Source organism: Knoellia sp. B-D-2, assembly GCF_057714695.1.
In genome coordinates, this window is the sequence record NZ_CM173189.1 from 1243157 (window position 1) to 1265884 (window position 22728).

18 protein-coding genes and 1 tRNA gene are annotated in these 22728 nt (G+C 70.6%); 10 read left to right on the forward strand and 9 right to left on the reverse strand.

The annotated features are described in order from the left end of the window. The first annotated feature begins 247 nt into the window (after window positions 1-247). The gene (locus tag AC3EU2_RS05995) at window positions 248-2536 is read left to right on the forward strand and encodes a CHAT domain-containing protein (RefSeq protein WP_488178802.1); all 2289 of its coding nucleotides are present in this window, start codon (window positions 248-250) and stop codon (window positions 2534-2536) included. On the opposite strand, the gene epsC is transcribed toward AC3EU2_RS05995, so the two are convergent. After that, window positions 2529-3089, reverse strand: coding sequence for a serine O-acetyltransferase EpsC (epsC, locus tag AC3EU2_RS06000; RefSeq protein ID WP_488178803.1), 561 nt, complete (start codon window positions 3087-3089; stop codon window positions 2529-2531). The genes AC3EU2_RS05995 and epsC overlap by 8 nt on opposite strands. A 67-nt stretch (window positions 3090-3156) precedes the next feature. Next, on the reverse strand, window positions 3157-4092 hold the full coding sequence (gene cysK / locus AC3EU2_RS06005) for a cysteine synthase A (protein WP_488178804.1): 936 nt from the start codon (window positions 4090-4092) through the stop codon (window positions 3157-3159). Between the two features lie 422 nt (window positions 4093-4514). Between cysK and AC3EU2_RS06010 the strand changes: the two genes are divergently transcribed. Further along, window positions 4515-8297 (forward strand): heterodisulfide reductase-related iron-sulfur binding cluster, encoded by a 3783-nt coding sequence (locus AC3EU2_RS06010; protein WP_488178805.1) that lies wholly within the window; start codon window positions 4515-4517, stop codon window positions 8295-8297. Window positions 8298-8512: 215 nt separating this feature from the next. Beyond that, window positions 8513-9841, forward strand: coding sequence for an HNH endonuclease signature motif containing protein (locus AC3EU2_RS06015; protein WP_488178806.1), 1329 nt, complete (start codon window positions 8513-8515; stop codon window positions 9839-9841). A 124-nt stretch (window positions 9842-9965) separates the two neighbouring features. Here AC3EU2_RS06015 and AC3EU2_RS06020 read toward each other — a convergent pair whose 3' ends face one another. From AC3EU2_RS06020 to AC3EU2_RS06035, 4 genes are all read right to left on the reverse strand, one after another. Continuing rightward, window positions 9966-10883: an ABC transporter substrate-binding protein gene (locus tag AC3EU2_RS06020; protein WP_488178807.1), complete on the reverse strand. Its 918-nt coding sequence runs from the start codon at window positions 10881-10883 to the stop codon at window positions 9966-9968. Window positions 10884-10991: 108 nt separating this feature from the next. Then, complete coding sequence (locus tag AC3EU2_RS06025) at window positions 10992-11813, reverse strand: ABC transporter permease (protein ID WP_488178808.1); 822 nt, start codon at window positions 11811-11813, stop codon at window positions 10992-10994. Beyond that, the gene (locus tag AC3EU2_RS06030; protein WP_488178809.1) at window positions 11810-12457 is read right to left on the reverse strand and encodes an ABC transporter permease; all 648 of its coding nucleotides are present in this window, start codon (window positions 12455-12457) and stop codon (window positions 11810-11812) included. The genes AC3EU2_RS06025 and AC3EU2_RS06030 overlap by 4 nt, the downstream gene beginning before the upstream one ends. Then, window positions 12454-13584, reverse strand: a complete 1131-nt coding sequence (locus AC3EU2_RS06035; protein WP_488178810.1) for an ABC transporter ATP-binding protein — start codon at window positions 13582-13584, stop codon at window positions 12454-12456. Before AC3EU2_RS06035 ends, AC3EU2_RS06030 begins: the two co-directional genes overlap by 4 nt. Before the next feature lie 185 nt (window positions 13585-13769). Between AC3EU2_RS06035 and AC3EU2_RS06040 the strand changes: the two genes are divergently transcribed. The 4 genes from AC3EU2_RS06040 to AC3EU2_RS06055 all read left to right on the forward strand — a co-directional run bounded on the left by AC3EU2_RS06040 (window position 13770) and on the right by AC3EU2_RS06055 (window position 18580). Then, window positions 13770-14747 (forward strand): carbohydrate ABC transporter permease, encoded by a 978-nt coding sequence (locus AC3EU2_RS06040; RefSeq protein ID WP_488178811.1) that lies wholly within the window; start codon window positions 13770-13772, stop codon window positions 14745-14747. A 5-nt stretch (window positions 14748-14752) separates the two neighbouring features. After that, window positions 14753-15628: a carbohydrate ABC transporter permease gene (locus AC3EU2_RS06045; RefSeq protein ID WP_488178812.1), complete on the forward strand. Its 876-nt coding sequence runs from the start codon at window positions 14753-14755 to the stop codon at window positions 15626-15628. Between the two features lie 18 nt (window positions 15629-15646). Next, entirely contained in the window at window positions 15647-17086 is a 1440-nt protein-coding gene (locus AC3EU2_RS06050; protein ID WP_488178813.1) for an ABC transporter substrate-binding protein, read from the forward strand. 84 nt (window positions 17087-17170) lie between these two features. Beyond that, the gene (locus AC3EU2_RS06055; protein ID WP_488178814.1) at window positions 17171-18580 is read left to right on the forward strand and encodes an MFS transporter; all 1410 of its coding nucleotides are present in this window, start codon (window positions 17171-17173) and stop codon (window positions 18578-18580) included. Window positions 18581-18608: 28 nt separating this feature from the next. Here the strand turns inward: AC3EU2_RS06055 and AC3EU2_RS06060 are convergent, their stop codons facing one another. From AC3EU2_RS06060 to dcd, 3 genes are read right to left on the reverse strand one after another with little or no spacing between them, the layout of a single operon-like run. Beyond that, complete coding sequence (locus tag AC3EU2_RS06060) at window positions 18609-19262, reverse strand: alpha/beta hydrolase (protein ID WP_488178815.1); 654 nt, start codon at window positions 19260-19262, stop codon at window positions 18609-18611. Then, the gene (gene cutA, locus AC3EU2_RS06065) at window positions 19259-19597 is read right to left on the reverse strand and encodes a divalent-cation tolerance protein CutA (protein WP_488178816.1); all 339 of its coding nucleotides are present in this window, start codon (window positions 19595-19597) and stop codon (window positions 19259-19261) included. Before cutA ends, AC3EU2_RS06060 begins: the two co-directional genes overlap by 4 nt. A 4-nt stretch (window positions 19598-19601) precedes the next feature. Beyond that, window positions 19602-20177: a dCTP deaminase gene (gene dcd, locus AC3EU2_RS06070; protein WP_488178817.1), complete on the reverse strand. Its 576-nt coding sequence runs from the start codon at window positions 20175-20177 to the stop codon at window positions 19602-19604. 139 nt (window positions 20178-20316) lie between these two features. On the opposite strand from dcd, the gene AC3EU2_RS06075 reads away from it, so the two are divergent. The 3 genes from AC3EU2_RS06075 (at window position 20317) to AC3EU2_RS06085 (ending at window position 22706) form a co-directional block, all read left to right on the forward strand. After that, window positions 20317-20390 (forward strand) — tRNA-Gly (locus AC3EU2_RS06075). A gap of 347 nt (window positions 20391-20737) precedes the next feature. Then, entirely contained in the window at window positions 20738-21442 is a 705-nt protein-coding gene (locus AC3EU2_RS06080; protein ID WP_488178818.1) for a LemA family protein, read from the forward strand. Window positions 21443-21482: 40 nt separating this feature from the next. Continuing rightward, the gene (locus tag AC3EU2_RS06085; protein ID WP_488178819.1) at window positions 21483-22706 is read left to right on the forward strand and encodes a toxic anion resistance protein; all 1224 of its coding nucleotides are present in this window, start codon (window positions 21483-21485) and stop codon (window positions 22704-22706) included. Window positions 22707-22728 lie beyond the last annotated feature (22 nt).

Consider the following 22728-nt stretch of genomic DNA (forward strand, 5'->3'; position numbering starts at 1 on the left):
GACGATCGAACGCATCCTCAGCCTTCACGCGAAGGGCCAGTCCGAGAACTCGGCGGGACACTACCGTCGGGCGGACGCTGCCCTGTCCCGGGCGCTGACGGCGCTGGACGAGCTCGACGGCTCGGGTGACGGGGGCATCGGCGACGAGGACGACGTCTCACGGCTGCGGGCCCGCATCCTCATCACGCGGGCGGTCTCCCGCCTGGGGATCGACGGGCCGGAGGCCGCGCTCGCACTCCTTGACGGGGTGCGCGACCTCGCCCGCGCTCGCTCGTCACCCATCCTCGAGGTGCAGGCGCACCTCCAGGCCGGAGCGATCCACGTCATGTGCTCGAACTGGATCGAGGCCCTCGACGAGCTCGCCCACGTCGAGCCCCACCTCGACGAGCTCGTGCCGCGCGAGCGCACTTCGGCCCTCATCAACCGTGGGCTGGCCGCGGTGTCCCTCCAGGACCTCGAGGGCGGTCGCCGCGACCTGGAGCGGGCCCTCGAGGTCGCCGTCCGCCACGGCTTCCGCCACCAGGAGTTCAAGGCGCGACACAACCTCGGCTGTGTCGCCTACCTCGCCGGTGACATCCCGGGTGCCCTGCGGCTCATGGCCGAGGCCGCGGGGATGGACACCGACGTCGGGCTGGCGCAGGCACACCTCGACCACGCCAGGGTCCTCCTCGACGCCGGCCTCGTCGACGAGGCCGAGGGGGTGCTCCACCGCGGACTCGAGGCCGCGCGTCGCGACCGGCAGCGGCTGGAGCGCGGCGACCTCCACCTCGACCTGGCCCGGGCGGCGCTGCTCCGGGGTGACCCGAGGCAGGCACGCGTGCGGGCGGGCCACGCGGCGCGGACCTTCCGGGCGCTGCGCGCGACGACCCGGGCCGAGGAGGTCGAGCTGTTCGGTGCCGCCGTCGACCTCGGCGTCGGGCGCCACCTCTCTCGGGCGGCCAGGGTCGCGGCCCGGTGGGACACCCCCGTGCCGGTCCTCCCGGCCGACCGTCTCGCCGCCCGCATCCGGGCCGAGGTCGCCCTCGCCCGGGCCGACCTCGTGAGCGCGCGAGCGGAGCTCGAGCGGCTCGAGACCGCCCACCCGCGACCCCTCGGCGCGCTCCTGCACGAGCACCTGCTGGCGTCGCGGCTCGCGGCTGCCGAGGGCGACCGGGAGCGCGCGACCCGGATCCTGCGTGAGGCGGCCCAGCGGCTCGCCCGCGAGCAGGGCGACGTCCACAGCCTCGAGGTGCGGGCCGGGCTCGCTTTCCACGCCGCCCGCATCCGCGACGTCGACGTCGGCGAGGCAACTGACGCCGGGACCCCGGAGGAGCTGTTCGAGAGCGTCGAGCGCTGGCGCGCGGCGTCGCACCGCGTCCCGCCGCTCCGGCCACCCGACGACCCCGAGACCGCCGAGCTCGTCCGCCGGCTGCGTCGGGTGCGCCACCACGGTGCCGCCGACGAGGACACGAGCACCCAGACCGAGGTGTCGATGCTCCAGAGCGAGATCACGCGGCGGCTGCGCACCGTGCGCGCCTCCCACGCCGACACCGACACCGACGACTCCCCGGCGACGGCGCCGGAGGCGAGGCGCGCCACGGAGGAGCGGCACGCCACCCTGGTGACGTTCCACGAGGTGCGAGGGACGGTCGTGCGCCTCGTCCTCGACAGGTCCGGCCTCCGGCAGAGCGTCCTCGGACCCGTCGACGAGCTCGCCGCGATCGCCTCCCGGGCGACGTCGGACGTGCGCGCCGCGGCCGTCTCCCGCCCGTCGATGGCGGCCTTCCTCGGGCACGCCCGGGCCGCGTCGCTGCGGGACGTCGACGCGGCACTCCTGCGCGGCCTGGACCCGGACGGCACCGTCGTCGTCGTCCCCACCGTCGCCCTGGCGTCCCTCCCCTGGCGGGCGCTGCCGTCACTGGCTGACCACCCGGTCGTGGCGAGCCCGTCCGTCACCGCCTGGGTGCGCCGCGCAGTCACCTCCGACCGCCCGCCCTCCGTCGCCGCCCTCGTCGGCCCCGGCCTGCCGCGAGGGCACGAGGAGGTGGACGCGGTCGCCCGGGTGTGGTCACGGCATACGGGGGTGGGAGAGGTGACCACGACACCCGGGTACGCCGTCAGCGCGGACGTGCGCTCCGCGCTGGCCACGTCGAGCGTCGTGCACCTCGCGGCGCACGGGCACCACGCCGACCAGAGCCCACTGTTCTCGAGTCTCGACGTGGCGGACGGGCCGGTGTTCGCGCACGAGCTCGCGGCACCGGTCGCCGCCGAGCTCGTCGTGCTCTCGGCGTGCGACGTGGGCCGAAGCCGCGGACGGGCCGGCGACGAGCCGCTCGGGCTGGCCGCGGCGCTGCTCATCCTCGGCGTGCAGTGCGTCGTCGCGGCGACGAATCCGGTGCACGACGACGTCGCGGCGGCCGCCATGGTCGACCTGCACCACCGCCTCGTCGACGGCACCGACGTCGCCACCGCGCTGCGGGCGACCGCGCGTGCGGTCGAGGGGGCCGAGGCGTTCTGCGCCTACGGCAGCACCTGGTCCCGTCCCCGACTCAGATGAAGATGGCCGGTGAGTTGAAGAGCGCCTCGTAGGGGTCGTCGCCCGGGTGGGCGGGGAAGCGCACGGTGGCGGGGATGCCGGTGGCGACCGCTCCCGACGGGACGTCCTTGACGACGACGGAGTTCGCGCCGATCTGCACGTCGTCACCGACCTCGACGGGACCGAGGATCCGCGCCCCGGCGCCGATCGTCACGCGGTCCCCGACGGTGGGGTGCCGCTTGACCTTGGCCAGCGTGCGGCCGCCGAGCGTGACCCCGTGGTAGAGCATGACGTCGTCGCCCACCTCGGCCGTCTCGCCGATGACGACCCCCATGCCGTGGTCGATGAAGAAGCGCCGGCCGATGGTGGCGCCCGGGTGGATCTCGACGCCGGTGACCGCCCGGGTCGCGGTGGAGAGGGACCTCGCGACCGGCTTGAGGTGCGGCCGCAGCCACAGCTTGTGCGCGAGGCGGTGCGACCAGATCGCGTGCAGCCCGGGCGAGTTGAGCACGAGGTCGGTGCGCGAGGCCGCCGCCGGGTCGCGGGCAACCGCGGCGTCGACGTCCTCGCGCACCCTCGCGACGGCGCGCCGGACACGCGACCGCAGTAGCGCGCCCGGCAGGCCGGACAACCGGGGCAGGTCAGTCAACGAGGCCCTCGAAGAGGATGGTGGACAGGTAGCGCTCGCCGAAGCTGGGGATGATGACGACGATGGTCTTGCCGGCGTTCTCGGGGCGGGTGGCGACCTCGTTGGCGGCGGCCAGTGCGGCGCCGGAGGAGATGCCGACGAGCAGGCCCTCCTCGGTCGCGGCCCGGCGGGCCCAGTCGACGGAGGTCTGGGCGTTGACGTCGATGACCTCGTCGTAGACGTCGGTGTCGAGGATCTCGGGGACGAAGTTGGCGCCGATGCCCTGGATCTTGTGCGGACCGGGGGCACCACCGTTGAGGATGGCTGACTCCTCGGGCTCGACGGCGATGATCTGCACGCCGGGCTTGCGCTCCTTGAGGACCTGACCGACGCCGGTGATGGTGCCGCCGGTGCCGATGCCCGCGACGACGATGTCGACCTTGCCGTCGGTGTCGCGCCAGATCTCCTCGGCGGTCGTGCGGCGGTGGATCTCGGGGTTGGCCACGTTGGCGAACTGGCGGGCGAGGACGGCGCCCTCGCGCTCGGCGACGATCTCCTCGGCCTTGCTCACGGCGCCCTTCATGCCCTCGGAGCCGGGGGTGAGGACGAGCTCGGCGCCGTAGGCGCGCAGCAGCGCGCGGCGCTCCTTGCTCATCGTCTCGGGCATGGCGAGGACGACCTTGTAGCCGCGGGCCGCCCCGACCATGGCGAGCGCGATGCCGGTGTTGCCCGAGGTGGCCTCGACGACGGTGCCCCCGGCCTGGAGGTCGCCGGAGGCCTCGGCCGCGTCGATGATCGCGACACCGATGCGGTCCTTGACCGAGCTGGCCGGGCTGTAGAACTCGAGCTTCGCGGCGACGGTCGTGCCCTCGGGGGCGTCGATGATCCGGTTGATCCGGACGAGCGGGGTGTTGCCGACGGCGTGGGTGACGTCCTCGAGGATGGGCATGAGGTCTCCGTTGCTTCTCGTGAATGCGCGCGGGGCGCGACGGGATGGCTGGGCTGGTCGCGCCCAGTGTCTCAGAAACACCTGAGTCACTTATGTCTATTCCAACACCGCGTTATTCACGGTCCGGCGGACCTCCTCGTAGGAGGCCCGAAGTCCGCGTCCGCAATCCGCAGATCCGCCTCCCGCGTGCCGCATGCCGACCTGCCGCCGTCAGCAAGGGCCGACTTATTGCGCTTTCCGGTCAGTACTGGCGTGGCCGGTCGCCGAAAGCTGTTGACCGGAAAGCGCAATAAGTCGGGGGCGGGACGTCGGAGTGGCGTCAGGGGCCGGGTCGAGCGTGGCCACGTGAGTCCTGACACACCTCGTGCGAGGCCTGTCACCGAGAAGTATGCGAGCGCTTAGTGCTCAGTAGACTCGCGGGCATGTCCGCGCTCCAGATCGTCGCCATCGCGCTCTGCTTCCCGCTCATGCTCGTGGGGTGGGCGCTGCTCTTCCGGCAGATCGGGCGCTTCGTCACGCTCTACCGGGTCGGCCAGCCCGACCCGCGCCGCACCGACGCCCCGCTGGCGCGGTCCTGGACCCTGGCCAAGGAGTTCCTCGGGCACACGCGCATGTCGCGGCTCCCGGTCGTCGCGGTGGCGCACTGGTTCACGGCCCTGTCGTTCATGCTGCTCTTCGGCACCCTCGTCAACGCGTTCGGACAGCTCATCGAACCGATGTGGCGCCTCCCCCTCGTCGGGCACTTCCCGCCGTTCGAGTGGATGACCGAGCTCTTCGCCTGGGGCGGGCTCATCGGCATCATCGTCCTCATCACGATCCGCCAGCGCCAGCACCCCCGCTCGGCCGCGGGCGAGAACGGCCGCCAGTCGCGCTTCTTCGGGTCCACGTGGTGGCAGGCCTACTACGTCGAGGCCACCATCCTCGGCGTCACCCTCTGCATCCTCCTCCTGCGCACGCTCGAGGCCGCCCTGGTCTCCGCCGTGGAGCCGGAGGAGAGCATCGCGCTGCACTTCCCGCTCACCGGCTGGATGTCAGGTCTCTGGTCGGGGCTGTCGGTTTCGACCCTCGAGACGCTCGTCGTCCTCGTCGCCGCGATCAAGATCATCATCTCGTTCGCCTGGATGATCACGGTCGCGCTGCAGCCGACGATGGGCGTGGCCTGGCACCGCTTCCTCGCCTTCCCCAACATCTGGTTCAAGCGCGAGGCCTCCGGCCGGACCGCGCTCGGCAACCTCAAGCCGATGACGATGGGCGACGGCACGCCGTTCTCCATGGAGGCGATGGAGGCGATGCACGACGTTGAGGACGCGCCCGAGCCGGTCCTCGGGGTCGGCAAGGTCGAGGACTTCACGTGGAAGGGCCTGCTCGACTTCTCCACCTGCACCGAGTGCGGGCGCTGCCAGTCGCAGTGCCCCGCCTGGAACACCGACAAGCCGCTCTCCCCCAAGATGCTCGTCATGGCGCTGCGCGACCACGTCGACGCGAAGTCGCCGTGGCTGACCGCCTCCGACGAGGCGCGCGCGTCCCTGCCCGGCGCATTCACGGCGCTCGCGGAGCGGCCCCTCATCGGCAAGACCGGCTACGAGATCGGTGACCCTCGCACGGCATACAACCCTCTCGGGATCGGACCGGACGGGGAGCCGAGCGCGATCATCGACGAGGACGTCCTCTGGTCGTGCACGACCTGCGGCGCGTGCGTCGAGCAGTGCCCCGTCGACATCGAGCACGTCGACCACATCGTCGACATGCGGCGCTACCAGACCCTCATCGAGTCGGCGTTCCCCTCCGAGCTCGGCGGGCTGTTCAAGAACCTCGAGTCCAAGGGCAACCCGTGGGGCATGGGTGCGCGGGCCCGGCTCGACTGGGCGAAGGACCTCCCGTTCGAGGTCAAGATCCTCGGCAAGGACGTCGAGTCGGCGTCCGAGGTCGACTACCTGTTCTGGGTCGGCTGCGCCGGTGCCTACGAGGACCGCGCCAAGAAGACCACCCGCGCCGTCGCCGAGCTCCTCGACACCGCCGGTGTGACGTTCGCCGTCCTCGGTGACGGCGAGACCTGCACCGGCGACTCCGCGCGGCGCGCCGGCAACGAGATGCTCTTCTCGATGCTCGCCCAGCAGAACGTCGAGACGCTCACCGGCGTCGGCGCCCAGAAGATCGTCGTCACGTGCGCGCACTGCTTCAACACGATCAAGAACGAGTACCCCGACCTCGGCGGCTCGTTCGAGGTCGTCCACCACACCCAGCTGCTCAACCGGCTCGTCCGGGACAAGAAGCTCGTGCCGGTGGCCCGTCCGTCCGATGCTCCCGGGATGTCGTCGGCCAAGAACGCGGCGTCGACGGCGGCGACGGTGACCTACCACGACCCGTGCTACCTCGGCCGTCACAACAACGTCTACGCCCCGCCGCGCGAGCTCATCGGTGCGCTGCCCGGCGTCGAGCTGCGCGAGATGGAGCGCTCGAAGGAGAAGTCGTTCTGCTGCGGCGCCGGTGGCGCGCGCATGTGGATGGAGGAGAAGCTCGGCGGGCGGATCAACATGAACCGCACCGAGGAGGCCCTGGCCACCGGTGCCGACCGCATCGCCATCGGCTGCCCGTTCTGCCGCGTGATGATCTCCGACGGGCTCACCGCCAAGCAGGCCGAGGGGGTCGGCGAGGACGTCGAGGTCGTCGACGTCGCGCAGATGCTGCTGGCCGCGGTGCGTCGCGGTCAGGACGACGTCGACGCGACCGAGGTCACCGAACCCGCGTATGCCGTCACGTCCGGTGACGCTGCTCCCTCCGGTCCCGCTCCTGCCGCCGCGACCCCTGGCGCGGGTGCAGCGGTCGTCGTCGTAGCCGACAGCGACGCCGGTGCCGCCGCTGCGACACCGGCGACACCGAGCGGCGAGACGCCGACGGTCGAGGCCGACCCCTGGGACGCACCCACCCCGAGCACCACCACGGACGTCCACACCCCGGCACCCACCGCCGAAGCCGACCCCTGGGACGCACCCGCCACACCCACCGAGAAAGCCGGCGCCTCCGAGGGTGAGCCCTCCCCCGAGAAGGCCGAGCGGGCGGCCGCAGCCTCGACGGACGACGTCGACCCATGGGACAGCCCCGGCACCGCAGCGCCCGCGGGTACGCCGGCGTCGCCGTCGGCGCCCGTCGCAGGTACCGAGGCAGCAACGCACCCGGAGGCGGCGACCGCGTCGAGTGACGACGTCGACCCGTGGGACGAGCCCACCGGCTCAGCACCTGCCGCGGCGTCCCCGGTCCCCGACGCCGGCGAGGCTGCCGACACCGACTCCGAGCTCAAGATCGAAACCGAGACCGAGACCGCCCAGTCCGCGCCGACTCCCGCAGACGTCGACCCGTGGGACGAGCCCACCTGCTCAGCACCTGCCGCGGCGCCTGCGGTCCCCGACGCCGGCGAGGCTGCCGACACCGACTCCGAGCTCAAGATCGAAACCGAGACCGAGACCGCCCAGTCCGCGCCGACTCCCGCCCCGTGGGACGAGCCCACCGGCTCAGCACCTGCCGCGGCGCCTGCGGTCCCCGACGCCGGCGAGGCTGCCGACACCGACACCGACTCCGAGCTCAAGATCGAAACCGAGACCGAGACCGCCCAGTCCGCGCCGACTCCCGCAGACGTCGACCCGTGGGACGAGCCCACCGGCTCAGCACCTGCCGCGGCGTCCACGGTCGCCGACGCCGGCGAGGCTGCGGACACCGACTCCGAGCCCAAGGCGGAGACCTCGCAGTCCGCGCCGACTCCCGCCGACGTCGACCCGTGGGACGAGCCCACCGGCTCAGCACCTGCGGCGCCAGTCACTGCATCGCGCGCCCTCAAGGAAGCCGACGACGCCGCGCCCGAGCCTCCGGCCACGATCGAGCCGGCGAAGGACCGGCCCACGCCTGATGCCGACGCCCTCCTCTCGTCGCCCGACCCGTGGGATGACGCGGGCAGCCTCGCCGAGCGTGCCGCGGCGACGACCGAGGCGGCGACCCAGTCGGCCGCTTCGGAAGACACGACGGCGCACGACGCGGCACCCGCGGAGGACGACAAGGACCCGGCCGTCCGGGCCGAGCCGACCGCCGAGACCATCGAGGCGTCAGAGGCGCCCAAGGCGTCGTCCGAGGAGGCGCCTGGGGCGTCGAGCTCCGGCGTGGAGAAGCCGGCCAACGCCGACGAGCTCCTCGCGGCTCCTGACCCCTGGGACTGACTCGCCGTCAACACTTTCGAGCCCCACCGACCGCCGCGTCGGTGGGGCTCGATGAATTTCCATGCGTCTCGTTCGTGACGTTTCCCGGATGATGCGCAACGCCTGAGCCACCTGTGACGAGTGAGGTTTCTGGCATGCGACCGGCCGGATACACCTGCGACACAGTCCTGCTCGCGGTCAGGGGAGTGTCAGTGGGCACCCCTAGTGTGTTCTTCATGGCAACGGGGACGCAGCTGACCTACGCGGAGTGCGTGGAGCGGATGCGGGCTGCGCGGGAGGCCGCGGCGACCCTCCCGTCCGTGTTGTGGCAGGCCAGTGGGACCGAGCTCGCGCAGGGGATGGAGGCCCTGGGCGAGCTGTCAGCGGTCGCCGAAGGTGCCGAGGTCGCCATCACGATCGAGGCCCTCGAGCGCGGTGAACCCGGGACGCAGGCCCCGCCACAGAGCGCGCGCGAGTGGGTTGCGGCTCACCACCGCCGTTACGCGGCGGCCGGTGCGAGCCGACTCGTCCACGTCGCTGCGGCCTGCCGGGAGTCGCGCCACCGGATCCTTCGTGACGCGGTGGTGTCCGGTCGCGTCAGCGTCGGTACCGCGCAGGTCGCGCTCTCGGAGATGCGTCTGCTCAAACCCCACCTCAACCCCGAGGCCGTCGACAGCGTGTGGGAGGGCTTGATGACTCTCGGCGAACGTCACGACGCCCGCACGGTCCGGCGGCTGCGCGAGGCACTGCTGGCGCGGTACGGAGCGGAGGGTTCCTTCGACGACAGCGAGGAGCGGGCCGCCCGAGGAGTGTCCCTGTCCGCCGGCAAGGAGATCGCGCCCGGACTGTGGGAGTACCTCCTGCGTGTCTCCCGGTCGGGGCGGGCCATCCTCGAGGCAGCCATCGGGCCCCTCTCTGCTCCGGCGCCCGTGGACGGCGAGCCCGACCTGCGTCCGCACGACCAGCGCCGCGCCGAGGCCCTCCTCACGGTCATCGCCCGCGCGCAGGCCGCCGGCGATCGCACGTGGTCCTCGACGAAGGCCCAGGTGTTCGTCACCATCTCCCTCGAGGACCTGCAGCGGCGGGCCGGGAGCGCGACCCTGCTGGGCGGACTGACCACCGGCGAGCTGGCCACCCCTGAGACCGTCCGGCGCTGGGCCTGCGACGCGACGATCATCCCGACGGTCCTGGGCAGCCGCGGGGAGGTCGTCGACCTCGGTCGAGCCGAGCGGTGGTTCACCCCGGCGCAGATCAAGCGGCTCTGGCTGCGTGACCGGCACTGCACCTATCCGGGGTGCGACGCCCCCGCGTCCTGGTGCGACGCCCACCACCTCATCCACTGGGTCGACGGCGGAGCCACCGACATCACCAACGCCGCGCTGCTCTGCCAACGACACCACACGACCGTCCACACTCAAGGCTTCCACGGGTGGCTCGACCGCGACCCCCACGGACGAGAACAGATCGTCTGGGACCGCACCCGCGGTGCCTATGACCACGCGCTGGCCCGGCTCGACTCCGGCCTCGACCGCGCCTCCGGCGACGACACCCACCACCGACGATGACCCCGACCCGAACCCCGACGCGCTCGGCGCCGGGGTTGCGGTGCTGCACGCTCCGGGACGCGAGCGGCGCCCCTCCCGACCGGAGTCGGGAGGGGCGCCGTGGGTGACGGATCTGTGCGTCGCGTCAGCCGAGGTTGTTGCTCTTGAGGAACTCCGCCGCCACGTCCTTGGCGTCCTTCTTGTCCGTGACCGTCTGCTTGAGCAGGCCCGAGATGACCTCGGTCGTGAGCGCCTTCGAGACGGCGTTGAGCGCCGGCGCGAGCTCCTCGGACCGGTCCTTCGCCACGAGCGGGACGATGTTCTGCGACCCGAAGAGCTTGTCGGTGTCCTCGAGCGAGACGAACCCGTTCTCGGCGATCGACGGGTCCGTGGTGAAGATGTTGGCCGCGTCGACCTGACCGTTCTTCAAGGCCTGGACGAGCGCCTGACCGGTGAGCTCACGGAAGGACCCGAAGGTGACGCCGTAGGTCTTGGTCAGCCCCGGGACGCCCTGCGGACGCGCCTTGAACTCCGGCGGCGCGCCCAGCGACAGCTCGCCGGCCTTGTCCTTGAGGTCCGCGATGGTCTTCAGCTTCTGGGAGTCGGCCGTCTCCTTGGTGACGACGATCGAGTCGTTGTCCTCCGCGGCCGACTTCTCGAGCATCGCGAACTCGGCGGGGAGGAGCCCCTGGACCGAGGTGTAGACCTTCTCCGGGTCGGTCTCGGCGAACGCCTTGTCGTAGAAGAAGCCGAGGGCTCCGGTGTACTCGGGCACGGCCTGGATCGAGCCGTCCTCGAGCGCCTTGAGGTAGATCTCGCGCGAGCCGATACGCGGCTTGGTCGAGGCGTCGATGCCCTTCGCCTTGAGCGCGCCCGCGTAGATCTCGGCAAGCAGTTCGGACTCGGGGAAGTCGGCGGAGCCGATGACGACCGCGCCACCGCTGGACGCGCTGCCGCTGGCCGCGGGCGAGGACGTGTCGAGGGGGTCGGAGCCGCCGCCGCAGGCGCTCAGTCCGAGGATGGCGGCCGTGGTGACTGCGAGTACCGAGGTCATGCGCTTCATGTGGTGTCCTTCGCTGAGACGGTGCTGTGGCGTGGTGCTCGTCGAGCAGTGGTGCGACGTCGTGCGACCACGGCCGCGCCCGCAGGCACGGTCGAGGGCGACCCGTGATCAGGCCTTGGGGGTGTCAACTGTTCCTCCGGCCTCGGACATTCCATCGGCAGGGCCCCGCGACCCTTCCGTTGCCTGCTCACCCACCGCGCCCGTGGCCGTGGCGTCCTCCGGGAGGAGGCGCCCACGGCGGGAGCGACCGCCCGTCCCGCGGGTCAGGCCGGGCGAGACGACAGCCCGCTGGACCAGGGCGAGCAGTCCGTCGACCGCCAGGGCGAGGAGGGAGACGACGATCGCCCCACCGGCCGTGGACACGTAGTCGCCCGTCTTGATGCCGTCGATGAGGTAGCGCCCCAGACCCCCGAGACCGACGTATGCCGCGACCGTCGCCGTCGCGATGACCTGGAGGAACGCCGAACGCAGCCCGGAGAGGATGAGCGGCAGGGCGTTGGGGATCTCGACCTGCCGGACGACCTGCATCCCCCGCATCCCCATCCCGCGCGCCGCGTCCCGTGCGGCCGGATCGACGGCCTCCACGCCGGCATACACGCCGGAGAGGATCGGCGGGATGACGAGGACGACGAGGACGACGACGCTCGGGATGAGGAACGCGAGGTCGGACGAGAACTTCGGTCCGAGCCACAGCGCCACCGCGAAGAGCAGCCCCAGGGTCGGCACCGCGCGCAGGGAGTTGGCCAGCGTCACGAGCCACTTGGCGCGCCCGGTGTGTCCCACCCACAGCCCGAGCGGGATGGCGACGACCGCGGCGATCGCCACGGCGAGCAGGCTGTACCAGAGGTGCTGGACGATGCGGGCGCCCAGCCCGGAGTCACCCGACCACGTGGCCGACGAGGTGAGCCACTCGAGGATGCTGGGGATCACGACCGTGCCCCCTGGGCTCGACGCCACGGGGTGAGCAGGCGTTCCCCGAAGAGGATGAGGCCGTCGAACACGAGTGCCAGGACGACGCACGCGACGATGCCGGCGATGATCTCGGCCGTGATGAAGCGGTCGTAGCCGTCGGTGAGGAGGTTGCCGAGCTGGGGCACCCCGATCAACGACGCGACGGAGACGATGCTGACGTTGCTCACCGCCGCCACCCGCAGCCCGGCCGCGATGACCGGCACGGCCAGCGGGAGCTCGACCCCGAAGAAGCGGCGCAGTCCGCCGTATCCCATGGCCTGGGCCGCCTGGAGGACGTGGTCCGGGACGGACCCGAGACCGTCGGCGACGGTGCGCACGAGCAGGGCCACGGTGTAGATGGTCATGGCCACGACGACGTTGACCGGGTTGAGCACCTTGGTGCCGAGGAGGATCGGCATGAGGACGAAGAGCGCGAGGCTCGGGATCGTGTAGAGCAGGCCCGACGTCGAGATGAGCACGGGGTAGAGCCGCGACCAGCGTCGCGCCGCCCAGCCGAGCGGCAGCGCGATGAGCAGTCCGAGGACGAGCGGCACCCCGGACAGCCAGACGTGGCTGCGGGCGAGCGTGAAGATCTCGCCCCAGTGGTCGTTGACCCAGGTCACGCCGGGCCCTCACCGCGGTGTCCGGCCAGGGCGTCCGGTCGGTCCACGTCCGGGCGATCGGCCGACTCGATGAGCGAGAGGACCTCGTGTCCGCGCACCGTCCCGACGAGGGTCCCGGAGTCGTCGACGATGACGCCGCGACGCGACGGCGACGACAGCGCCGCGTCGAGCGCGCCGCGCAGCGAACCCGACGCCCGCGCGACGGTGCCGCCGCGGTGCAGCGCCTCGGAGGTGACGTCGCCGTTGATGCGAGCGGGCTCGACCCAGCCGAGAGGTCGGCGCTCGTCGTCGACGACGAGCACCCACGGCTCGGAGAGTCCCTCGGTCGACTCCCCGACCACGAGCGTGCGCTCGGAGCGCAGCGGCAGCCGCGGAGCCGGCTGGAACTGCAGCGAGCGGTAGCCCCGGTCGCGTCCGACGAAGTCCGCGACGAAGTCGTCCACCGGGTGCGCGAGCAGGTAGGCCGGGTCGGACATCTGCGCGAGCTTGCCGCCGACCCGCAGCACCGCCACCTGGTCACCCAGCTTGATGGCCTCGTCGATGTCGTGGGTGACGAAGATGATCGTCTTGCCGAGCTCGGACTGGAGGTCGAGGAACACGTCCTGGAGCTGGTCGCGCACGACGGGGTCGACCGCGCTGAACGGCTCGTCCATGAGCATCACCGGCGGGTCGGCCGCGAGCGCCCGGGCCACACCGACCCGCTGCTGCTGCCCGCCGGAGAGCTGGGACGGGTAGCGGTCGGCCAGCTCGGGAGCCAGGCCCACCCGCTCGAGGAGCTCGCGCGAGCGGTCGCGGGTCTTCTTCTTGTCCCAGCCGAGCAGGCGCGGGACGGTGCCGACGTTGTCGAGGACGGTGCGGTGCGGGAAGAGTCCGGCGTGCTGGATGACGTAGCCGATCCCGCGGCGCATCTCGGCCTCGTCCATGCGCCCGGTGTCCTGGCCGTCGAGCGTGATCGTGCCGCTCGAGGGCTCGATCATCCGGTTGACCATCCGCAGCGACGTCGTCTTGCCACAGCCGGACGGTCCGACGAGGACGGTGATCTTGCCCGTCGGCGCGGTGAGGGTCAGGTGGTCGACGGCCACGGTGCCGTCCGGGTACTGCTTGGTGACATCGTCGAACCGGATCATGCGTCAGTCCCTCGCCGAGCGGATGGTCCGACCAAACTAACCGGGAGGGACGGCATACGCGCTGTTCAGGGACCGGGAATCGCGGCCGAAGAAATCACACCGCGGCACGCACGGGTGGACAGAAAATCCCCAATTCCGCCTAGCATGACGCCACACCCGCAACGAAGAGGGACGAGGTAGACGACGTGACGACGACGTCCGGCGAAAAGGTGCTCCCCGAGCACGACTCCGGTGAGGATCCCGGAGAGCGCAGCGGGACCCCTTCGCCGACCCCCGTGGGCCGCGAGGCGCGCCGCGAACCCTTCGTCGCCCTCCTCTACCTCCTGCCCGCGCTGGTCGTCTTCGGGGTCTTCATCTTCTGGCCGCTGGTGAAGTCGATCCTGCTGTCGGTCCAGGGCACCGACATCCTCGGCAACCCGAGCGGGTTCGTCGGCCTCGTCAACTACACGCGACTGTTCAGCGACCCGGACTTCCTCCAGGTGCTGTGGGTGACCTTCGCGTTCACGATCCTCACGGTCATCCCGAGCATTGCCATCGCCCTGCTCATCGCGCTGCTCCTGCAGTCGCGGATCAAGGGTGTGCGGTTCTTCCGGACCGCCTTCGCGCTGCCGTTCGCCTTCTCGGTGGCCACGGCGTCGGTGATCTTCGGGGTGCTGTTCAACCCCGCATCCGGTGTCCTCAACGGCATCCTCAACACCTTCGGCATCGACAAGGTGCAGTGGCTCACCAACCCCGACCTCGCCCTGTGGTCGGTCTCGGGCGCGACGGTGTGGATGCAGATCGGCTACAACCTGCTCGTCCTCTCGGCGGGGCTCGGCGCGCTGCCCGAGGACGTCCTCGAGGCGGCGCGGCTCGACGGTGCCTCCGGTCTGCGGCTGCAGCGCTCGATCGTCATGCCGCTGCTCACCCCGCAGCTGTTCTTCCTCGTCGTCGTCGGCACGATCCACTCGCTGCAGAGCTTCGGGCAGATCAAGATCCTCACCGTCGGTGGGCCCGAGGACCGGACGACGACGCTCGTCTACTCCATCTACGAGCAGGCGTTCGCCAACAACAACAGCAACTACGGCTACGCGTCGGCACAGGCGATGGTCCTGCTCGTCATCGTGCTCATCATCACCGCGCTGCAGTTCGGCGTGCTCGAGAGGCGGGTGTTCTACCGGTGACATCGGTGACGAAGGAACCGGTCGCCACACCCGGGAAGGCCGCGCCGAAGAAGGCCAGGGCCGGTCGGCGCCAGAGCAACATCGGCACCTACCTCATCCTCGGGGTGCTCTTCCTCATCGTGCTGTTCCCGGTCTACTACGGGCTCGTCGGCTCGCTCATGGGCGAGCGCGACACCAACAGCTTCCCGCCGGCGCTCTACCCCAAGAACGGCGTCCACCCGGAGAACTACTCGAACGCGCTCGACATCATCCCGCTGGGCGACCAGTACCTCACCAGCGTCCTGCAGACCCTGGGCATCACGCTCGGCCAGATGATCACGAGCGCGCTCGCGGCATACGCGTTCGTCTTCCTCAACCTGCGCTGGCGCGGGTTCTGGTTCGCCGTGTTCCTGTCGACGATGATGATCCCGTTCGAGTCGATCATCATCCCGAACTACCTGCTCATCTCGCAGTGGGGACTCAAGGACACGATCGCAGGGCTGACCCTGCCGTTCCTCGCGACCGGCTTCGGGACGTTCCTGCTGCGCCAGTCCTTCCTCTCGTTCCCGATGGAGCTGCGCGACGCGGCGCGAGTCGACGGGGCCGGGCACGTGCGGTTCCTCTTCTCGATCCTGTTGCCGCTCAGCCGTCCCAGCCTCGCCGCCCTCGGCATCTGGTCGGCGCTTTCGGCCTGGAACATGTACTTCTGGCCGCTTCTCGCCACCGAGGCCCCCGAGAACCAGACAATCCAGATCGGGATCAGCCAGCTGCAGAGCTCGGACTCGGACTCCCCCGGGATGGTCCTCGCCGGAGTCATGCTCGCGCTGTTCCCCACCCTTCTGCTCGTGATCTTCGGGCAGCGCTTCATCGTTCGTGGGCTCACCACGGGCGCCGTCAAGTAGTCAATGAAGGAGTTCGACGTGAAGACCACGACGAGGGGCGTCCACAGCCGACGCCGACTGAGGTATGCCGTGCCGGCGGGGATCGTGTCCGCGTCGCTGTTCCTCGCCGCCTGCGGCGGCGGCGACACCGGTGACGGGAGCACCGGAGAGGGCGGCGACAAGGCCAGCGGAGGGGCTCCGGCCGCCGACGTCCTCGACAAGGCCAGCGGCGTGACGACGGTCGCGTTCTGGCACGCGATGGACGGCACCAACGCCGAGGCGCTGACCAAGCTCGTCACCGACTTCAACGCCCAGAACACGGGCAAGATCGAGGTCAAGGCGACGTACGCCGGCAAGTACGACGACGCGATCACCAAGTACAAGGCGGCGATCCAGAGCAAGTCGACGCCGGACGTCATCCAGATCTACGACATCGGCAGCCGCTTCATGATCGACGCGAAGCAGACCATCCCGATGCAGTCGTTCATCGAGCGCGACAAGCTCGACGTCACCGACCTCCAGCCCAACATCACCGGTTACTACAGCATCGACGACAAGCTGAACTCGATGCCGTTCAACACCTCGATGCCGGTGCTCTACTACAACAAGAGCCTCTTCAAGGCCGCCGGGCTCGACCCGGAGAAGCCGCCGCAGGACCTCGCCGCGATCCGCACCGCCGCCGAGAAGCTGTCCAAGAAGGGCGGCGGCCCGGCCGACTACGGCTTCGGCGCCGCCATCTACGGCTGGCTGCTCGAGCAGTTCATCGCGACCGACGGCAAGGAGTACTGCGACCAGGGCAACGGCCGCGACGGCAAGGCGACGAAGGTGCTCTTCGACCAGCCCGAGGCCGTCGAGGTCGTCAAGTGGTGGCAGCAGATGGTCAAGGACGGCTATGCCTCCAACACCGGCCGCGACACCAAGGCCGCCCAGGCGGCGTTCAAGTCCGGTCAGCTCGCCATCACGCTCGAGTCGACCGGCCAGCTCGGCGGCTACAGCAAGGCGGCCAAGGAGGGCGGCTGGGAGCTCGGCGCCGCCAACTACCCGCACATCAAGGCCGGCACCGAGGGCGGCCCGATCATCGGCGGCGCCTCGCTGTGGATCAACGGGGAGAACCACGAGGACGCCAACAAGGAGGCCGCGTGGCGCTTCGTGAAGTTCCTCGCCGACCCCAAGAGCCAGGCCCAGTGGCACATCGGCACCGGCTACTTCCCGATCAGCAAGGGCGCCCTCGAGGAGCCCGCTGACGTCACCTACCGCAAGGCGAACCCGCTCTTCGACGTCGCCGTGCAGCAGCTCGAGAACACCAAGCTGAGCAAGGCGACGCAGGGCTGCCTCCTCGGTGTCATGCCGCAGGCGCGCAAGGCCTCCGAGGACGGTCTCGAGGCCGCCCTCAACGGCACCGACCCGCAGCAGGCCATGACCAAGGCCGCGGAGTCGCTGAGCGCGCAGATCAAGCAGTACAACGACTCGGTGGGCTGACCCTCCCGAGCACACGAACGCCCCCTCGAGAGCCCGGATCTCGAGGGGGCGTTCGTGTGTCCCCGTGGGGGCCAGAATGAGCGCGTGACCGAACTCCTCACCCGTGACTCGCGGCGTGGCCGCCTCACCCTGACCGCCGTGACCCTCGGTTCGGGGATCGCGATCCTCGACGGGTCGGTCGTCAACGTCGCCCTGCGGACGATCGGCACCGAGCTCGACGCGTCACTGGAGCAGCTGCAGTGGGTCATCAACGGCTACATGCTGGCGCTCGCCTCGCTCGTCCTCGTCGGGGGCGCGCTCGGTGACCGCCTGGGACGCCGTCGCGTCTACCTCTGGGGGATGGGCTGGTTCCTCGTCGCGAGCGTCCTGTGCGCCGTCGCCCAGACGCCCGGGCAGCTCATCGCCACCCGGGTGCTGCAGGGAATCGGCGCGGCGCTCCTCACCCCCGGTGGGCTGGCGATCATCCAGTCGGTCTTCGCCCGCGAGGACCGGGCCGCCGCCATCGGCACGTGGGCCGGGCTGTCGGGCATCTCCGCGGCGATCGGCCCGTTCGTCGGTGGGTGGCTCGTCGACAACGGCGGCTGGCGGTGGATCTTCGGGATCAACGTGCCGCTGTGCCTCGCCGTCATCGCCCTCACGCTGTGGACGACACCCGAGACCCGCGACACCGAGGCGACCGGGCGGGGCTTCGACGTCCTCGGTGGCGGCCTCACCGTGCTGTCGCTGGGTGCGCTCACCTACGCCCTCACCGCGTCGGCGTCGATGAGCCGCAGCCTGCTCGTGGCCCTGTCGGTGCTTGCCGTCGCGGCGGCGGTGGGCTTCGTGGTCGTCGAGTCGCGTTCTCGCACACCGCTGGTGCAGCTCGGCCTCTGCAGGGACCGGGTCTTCTCGGCGGCGAACGGCATGACGCTGGTCGTCTACGGCGCGCTCGGTGTCGTCTTCTTCATCCTCGTCCTCCAGCTGCAGGTCTCGGCGGGCTGGTCGGCGCTGTCGGCCGGGCTCACCGGGCTGCCCACGACCATCGCGCTGATGTTCCTGTCCTCGAGGGCCGCCCAGCTCTCCGAGCGGATCGGTCCACGGATCCCCATGGCCCTCGGCCCGGCCATCTGCGCGGCTGGGGTGCTGCTCCTGCTTCCCGCCGGCGCAGGTGCGACGTGGTGGACGGTCCTGCCCGGCCTCATCGTGTTCTCGCTCGGTCTGGCACTGCTCGTCTCCCCGCTCACCGCGACCGTGCTCGCCGCTGCACCCGACCGGTATGCCGGTGTCGCCAGTGGGGTGAACAACGCCGTCGCGCGCGCCGGCTCACTGCTCGCCGTCGCCGCGCTCCCGGCCCTCGTGGGGCTGTCCGGGGACGACTACCTCGACCCCGGCGCGATGACGTCGGGCTTCCGCGCGGCGATGGTGATCTGTGCCGGGCTGCTGACTGTCGGAGGGGTCGTGAGCTGGTTCGGCCTCGCCAAGACCTCCCCTCGTGTGACTGAGGGCGCGCTCTAGCACCCTCAGGGGCACACGAGGCGCGCGTTCAGGGCAGGATCGAGCCGGCGACGAAGTCCGCGACCTCGCGGTGCCACGTCAGCGGGTGCCGGAGCATCGCGTGCCCGTCGCCGTCGACCGGCCGCCACGTGACGCTCGCGCCCTGGGCCCGCAGGCGTTCGGCGAGCGCCTTGCTCCGCCGCGGGTCGGTGATCCGGTCGCGCACGCCGTGCATGAGCAGGACGTCGAGGCCGGGGCGTCCGTGGACCGGGTCCCCGCCGTTCACCCACGGCGCCAGACCGGCCACCACGGTGACGTCGGGCTCACCGGCCAGGTGCAGTGCGACCCGGCCACCCATGGAGTGGCCGACGAGCGCGACGGGCAACCCGGCATACCGCTCCCTCACCTGGTCGAGCGCCCAACGTGCGTCGACCAACGGCGTTGCGTCGGAGCCGTTCCAGCCGAAGTAGCGGTTCTTGAGGCGCAGCACGGCGAGCCGGTCGCCAGCCCGGCGCTCGATCGCCTTGGCGAACGGCCACATCCGCAGGACGGGTCCCCGCATCCACTCGACCGGGCCGTAGCCGGTCTCGCCGCCGCCGTGGAGCACGAGGACGACGGCCTCGGGTGCGTCCGGGGTGCTGCCCTTGAGTTCGTGCGCGACCGCGTCGTCCGTCGGGTCCGGCTGGCCTGTCGGGTCTGTCACAAGGGCTCGCCGGCGCTGATCTCGGCGAGCAGCCACGCGGCATACGAGGCACTGGCGTCGATCACGGGAACGGCAATGATCTCGGGCGTCTCGTAGGGGTGGATCTCGCCCACCCGCTCGCAGATGCGGTCGAAGCGGCCGCGGTGCGACTTCGCGATGACGAGGTGCTCGTCGGAGCTGACGACCTCGCCGTCCCAGCGATAGGTCGACGTCATGCCGGGGAGCACCTGGGCGCAGGCGGCCAGACGTTCGGTGACGAGGAGCTGCGCGATGTGCGCCGCGTGCTCGGCCGGCGCGGCGATGCGCACCTCGAGGATGCCGTGATCGCTGGTCATGGCCTCAGACCTGGGTGCGGTGGAAGTTCTTGAAGGACCGGCTCGCGGTCGGGCCCCGCTGGCCCTGGTAGTGGGAGCCGTACGCGGCGGACCCGTAGGGGTTGTCCACCGGGCTGGAGAGGCGGAAGAAGCAGAGCTGGCCGACCTTCATGCCCGGCCACAGCTTGATCGGCAGCGTCGCGACGTTGCTCAGCTCGAGCGTGACGTGGCCGCTGAAGCCGGGGTCGACGAATCCCGCGGTCGCGTGGGTGAGCAGCCCGAGGCGGCCCAGGCTCGACTTGCCCTCGACGCGGGCGGCGACGTCGTCGGGGAGGGTGACCGTCTCGTAGATCGACCCGAGCACGAACTCGCCCGGGTGCAGGATGAACGGCTCGTCCGGCTCGACCTCGACGAGGCGCGTGAGGTCGGGCTGGTCCTCGCGCGGGTCGATGTAGGGGTACTTGTGGTTGTCGAACAGCCGGAAGTAGCGGTCGAGCCGCACGTCGATGCTGCTCGGCTGGATCATCTCCGGGTCCCACGGGTCCAGGGTCACGCGCCCGGCGTCGACCTCGGCCTTGATGTCCTTGTCACTCAGCAGCACGGGGAGAGACTAACCCGAGGGCGTGTGCCGGGTGCTCGCCGAGCGTGGTCGGGTCACCTCGTGGTGGCGGTGGGTCATCGGGTTAGACTTCCTGCCGCGCCACCGTCCCGGGGCCTGCACGACCGCTCGGGGGGCGCCTGCCGGTGTAGCTCAATGGTAGAGCGCCAGCTTCCCAAGCTGGACACGCGGGTTCGATTCCCGTCACCGGCTCCAGCACGTGAGCGCAGGTCGCAGACTCGCGGAGCAGCCCGCGCATCGGGCTGAGACCTGGCTCGATCGGCAACCTCATCTGGGCGAACGGCCGGGTGTTTCCACCTGATGCTCGACGCCTCCCGGGCTGAGCGGGCACACCCGATCGCCGCGCCGCTCATGACGTCCGAGCAGCTCTCCGACGCCATGGTCCATCTCCGCGACGTGAAGGAGACCAATCCCTACCGCCACCCGTTGAGCTGTGGCCCAGAGCGCGTCACGCTGACGTATGCCGCCCGAACCCGATGCGGTCCCGTGCGCCACGCATAGGATCGAGTTCGGACAGGTCACCTAGCCAGAGGGGAGGGCATGTGAAGGCGCTCATCACCGCTCTCGTCATCGTCGTTCTGCTCGTGCTCGTCGCGGTCGCGATCTACAACGGCCTGATCAAGCTTCGCAACCTCGTCGAGGAGTCCTGGCGGCAGATCGACGTCGAGCTCACGCGCCGCCACGACCTGATCGGCAACCTCCTCGAGACGGTCAAGGGGTATGCCGCGCACGAACGAGGCACCCTCGAGGACGTCATCAGTGCCCGCGGCGCCGCCATGGCCGGCGGCCAGTCACCTAGCCAGCAGGCCCAGAGCGAGGGCGTGCTCACCCAGGCCCTCGGCCGCCTCATCGCCGTCGCGGAGGCCTATCCCGACCTCAAGGCCAACCAGAACTTCCTCGCGCTGCAGGCAGAGCTGACCAGCACCGAGGACCGGATCGCCTCGGCCCGGCGCCACTACAACGACGCCGTCAAGCAGCTCAACACCAAGGTGGAGACGGTCCCGAGCAACATCTTCGCGGGGCTGTTCAACATCGAGCGGGCCGAGTACTTCGAGGCCGAGGGTGAGGCGCGCGAGGCGGTCAAGGTCGACTTCGGCCAGCGCGACACGACCATCCCACCGCCGCAGTCGCACGTCGGGTCCGACGCGCCGCAGTCAGTGCCTCCGGCCGCGCCGGGCGCTCCTGCCGCGCCCCAGAGCCAGGCCCAGCCTCAGTCACAGCCCTCGTCCGAGCAACCGCCGGTCTGACCGGCATACGCGATCGTCTACTCCCGCAAGGAGACTCACCATGTCAGCCACTGACGAATCCGCAGCCGTCGCGCCACTCCAGCCGCCCGACCAGACCCTCACCCTGACCGCTCCGGAGGCGCCCAAGCAGGTCGTCGAGACCCAGGCCCCCAAGATGGCGCCCCAGGTGACGGCGGAAGCCGTGCCCGGTCTGGACGCCAAGGTCGAGTCGTTCATGGACGCCCTGACCAGGGCCGCGCCCCGCAGCCCCGAGTTCGCCCAGCAGGCCGACAACGTCCGCACCATGGGCGACGCCGACATCAGGCGCGCGGCAGAGACGTCCAACCGGCTGCTCGACAAGCCGGTCCAGGCGCTCAAGGAGGGTGCGCTGTCGCAGGGGAGCAACGTCGGCAAGACCCTGCTCGAGCTCCGTCGGACGGTCGAGGACCTCGACCCGGGACGGATGACCGGGGGCCGCAAGCTGCTCGGGATGATCCCGTTCGGCGACAAGGTCACCGACTACTTCCGTCGCTACCAGTCCGCCCAGAGCCAGCTCAACGGCATCCTGCACAGCCTGCGCAGCGGCCAGGACGAGCTGACCAAGGACAACGTCGCCCTCAACCTGGAGAAGACCAACCTCTGGGCCGCGATGGGCCGGCTGAACCAGTACATCTACATCGCCGAGCGGCTCGACACCAGGCTCGCGGCCAAGGTCGCCGAGCTCGAGCTGAGCGACCCCGAGACGGCAAAGGCGCTGTCCCAGGACGTCCTGTTCTATGTGCGACAGAAGCACCAGGACCTGCTCACCCAGCTCGCCGTCTCGATCCAGAGCTATCTCGCGATCGACATCATCATCAAGAACAACATCGAGCTGATCAAGGGTGTCGACCGGGCCTCGACGACCACGATCTCGGCCCTGCGGACCGCGGTCATCGTCGCCCAGGCCCTCGGCAGCCAGAAGCTCGTCCTCGACCAGATCACGGCGCTGAACGTCACGACGTCGGGCATGATCCAGCGGACCTCCGAGATGCTGCGCGACAACTCGGCCCAGATCCAGGAGCAGGCGGCGTCCTCGACGATCGGGGTGGCCGAGCTGCAGGCCGCGTTCCAGAACATCTACCAGACCATGGACTCGATCGACCAGTTCAAGCTCAAGGCCCTCGACACGATGGCCCAGACGATCGGGGTGCTCGAGACCGAGGTCGACAAGTCCAAGGAGTACCTCGCCCGTACTCGCAACCAGGACGCGCGCGGGACCCAGAACCTCGATCTCGACGGGGCCTGAGCCGCGGTGGGCCTTCGGGACT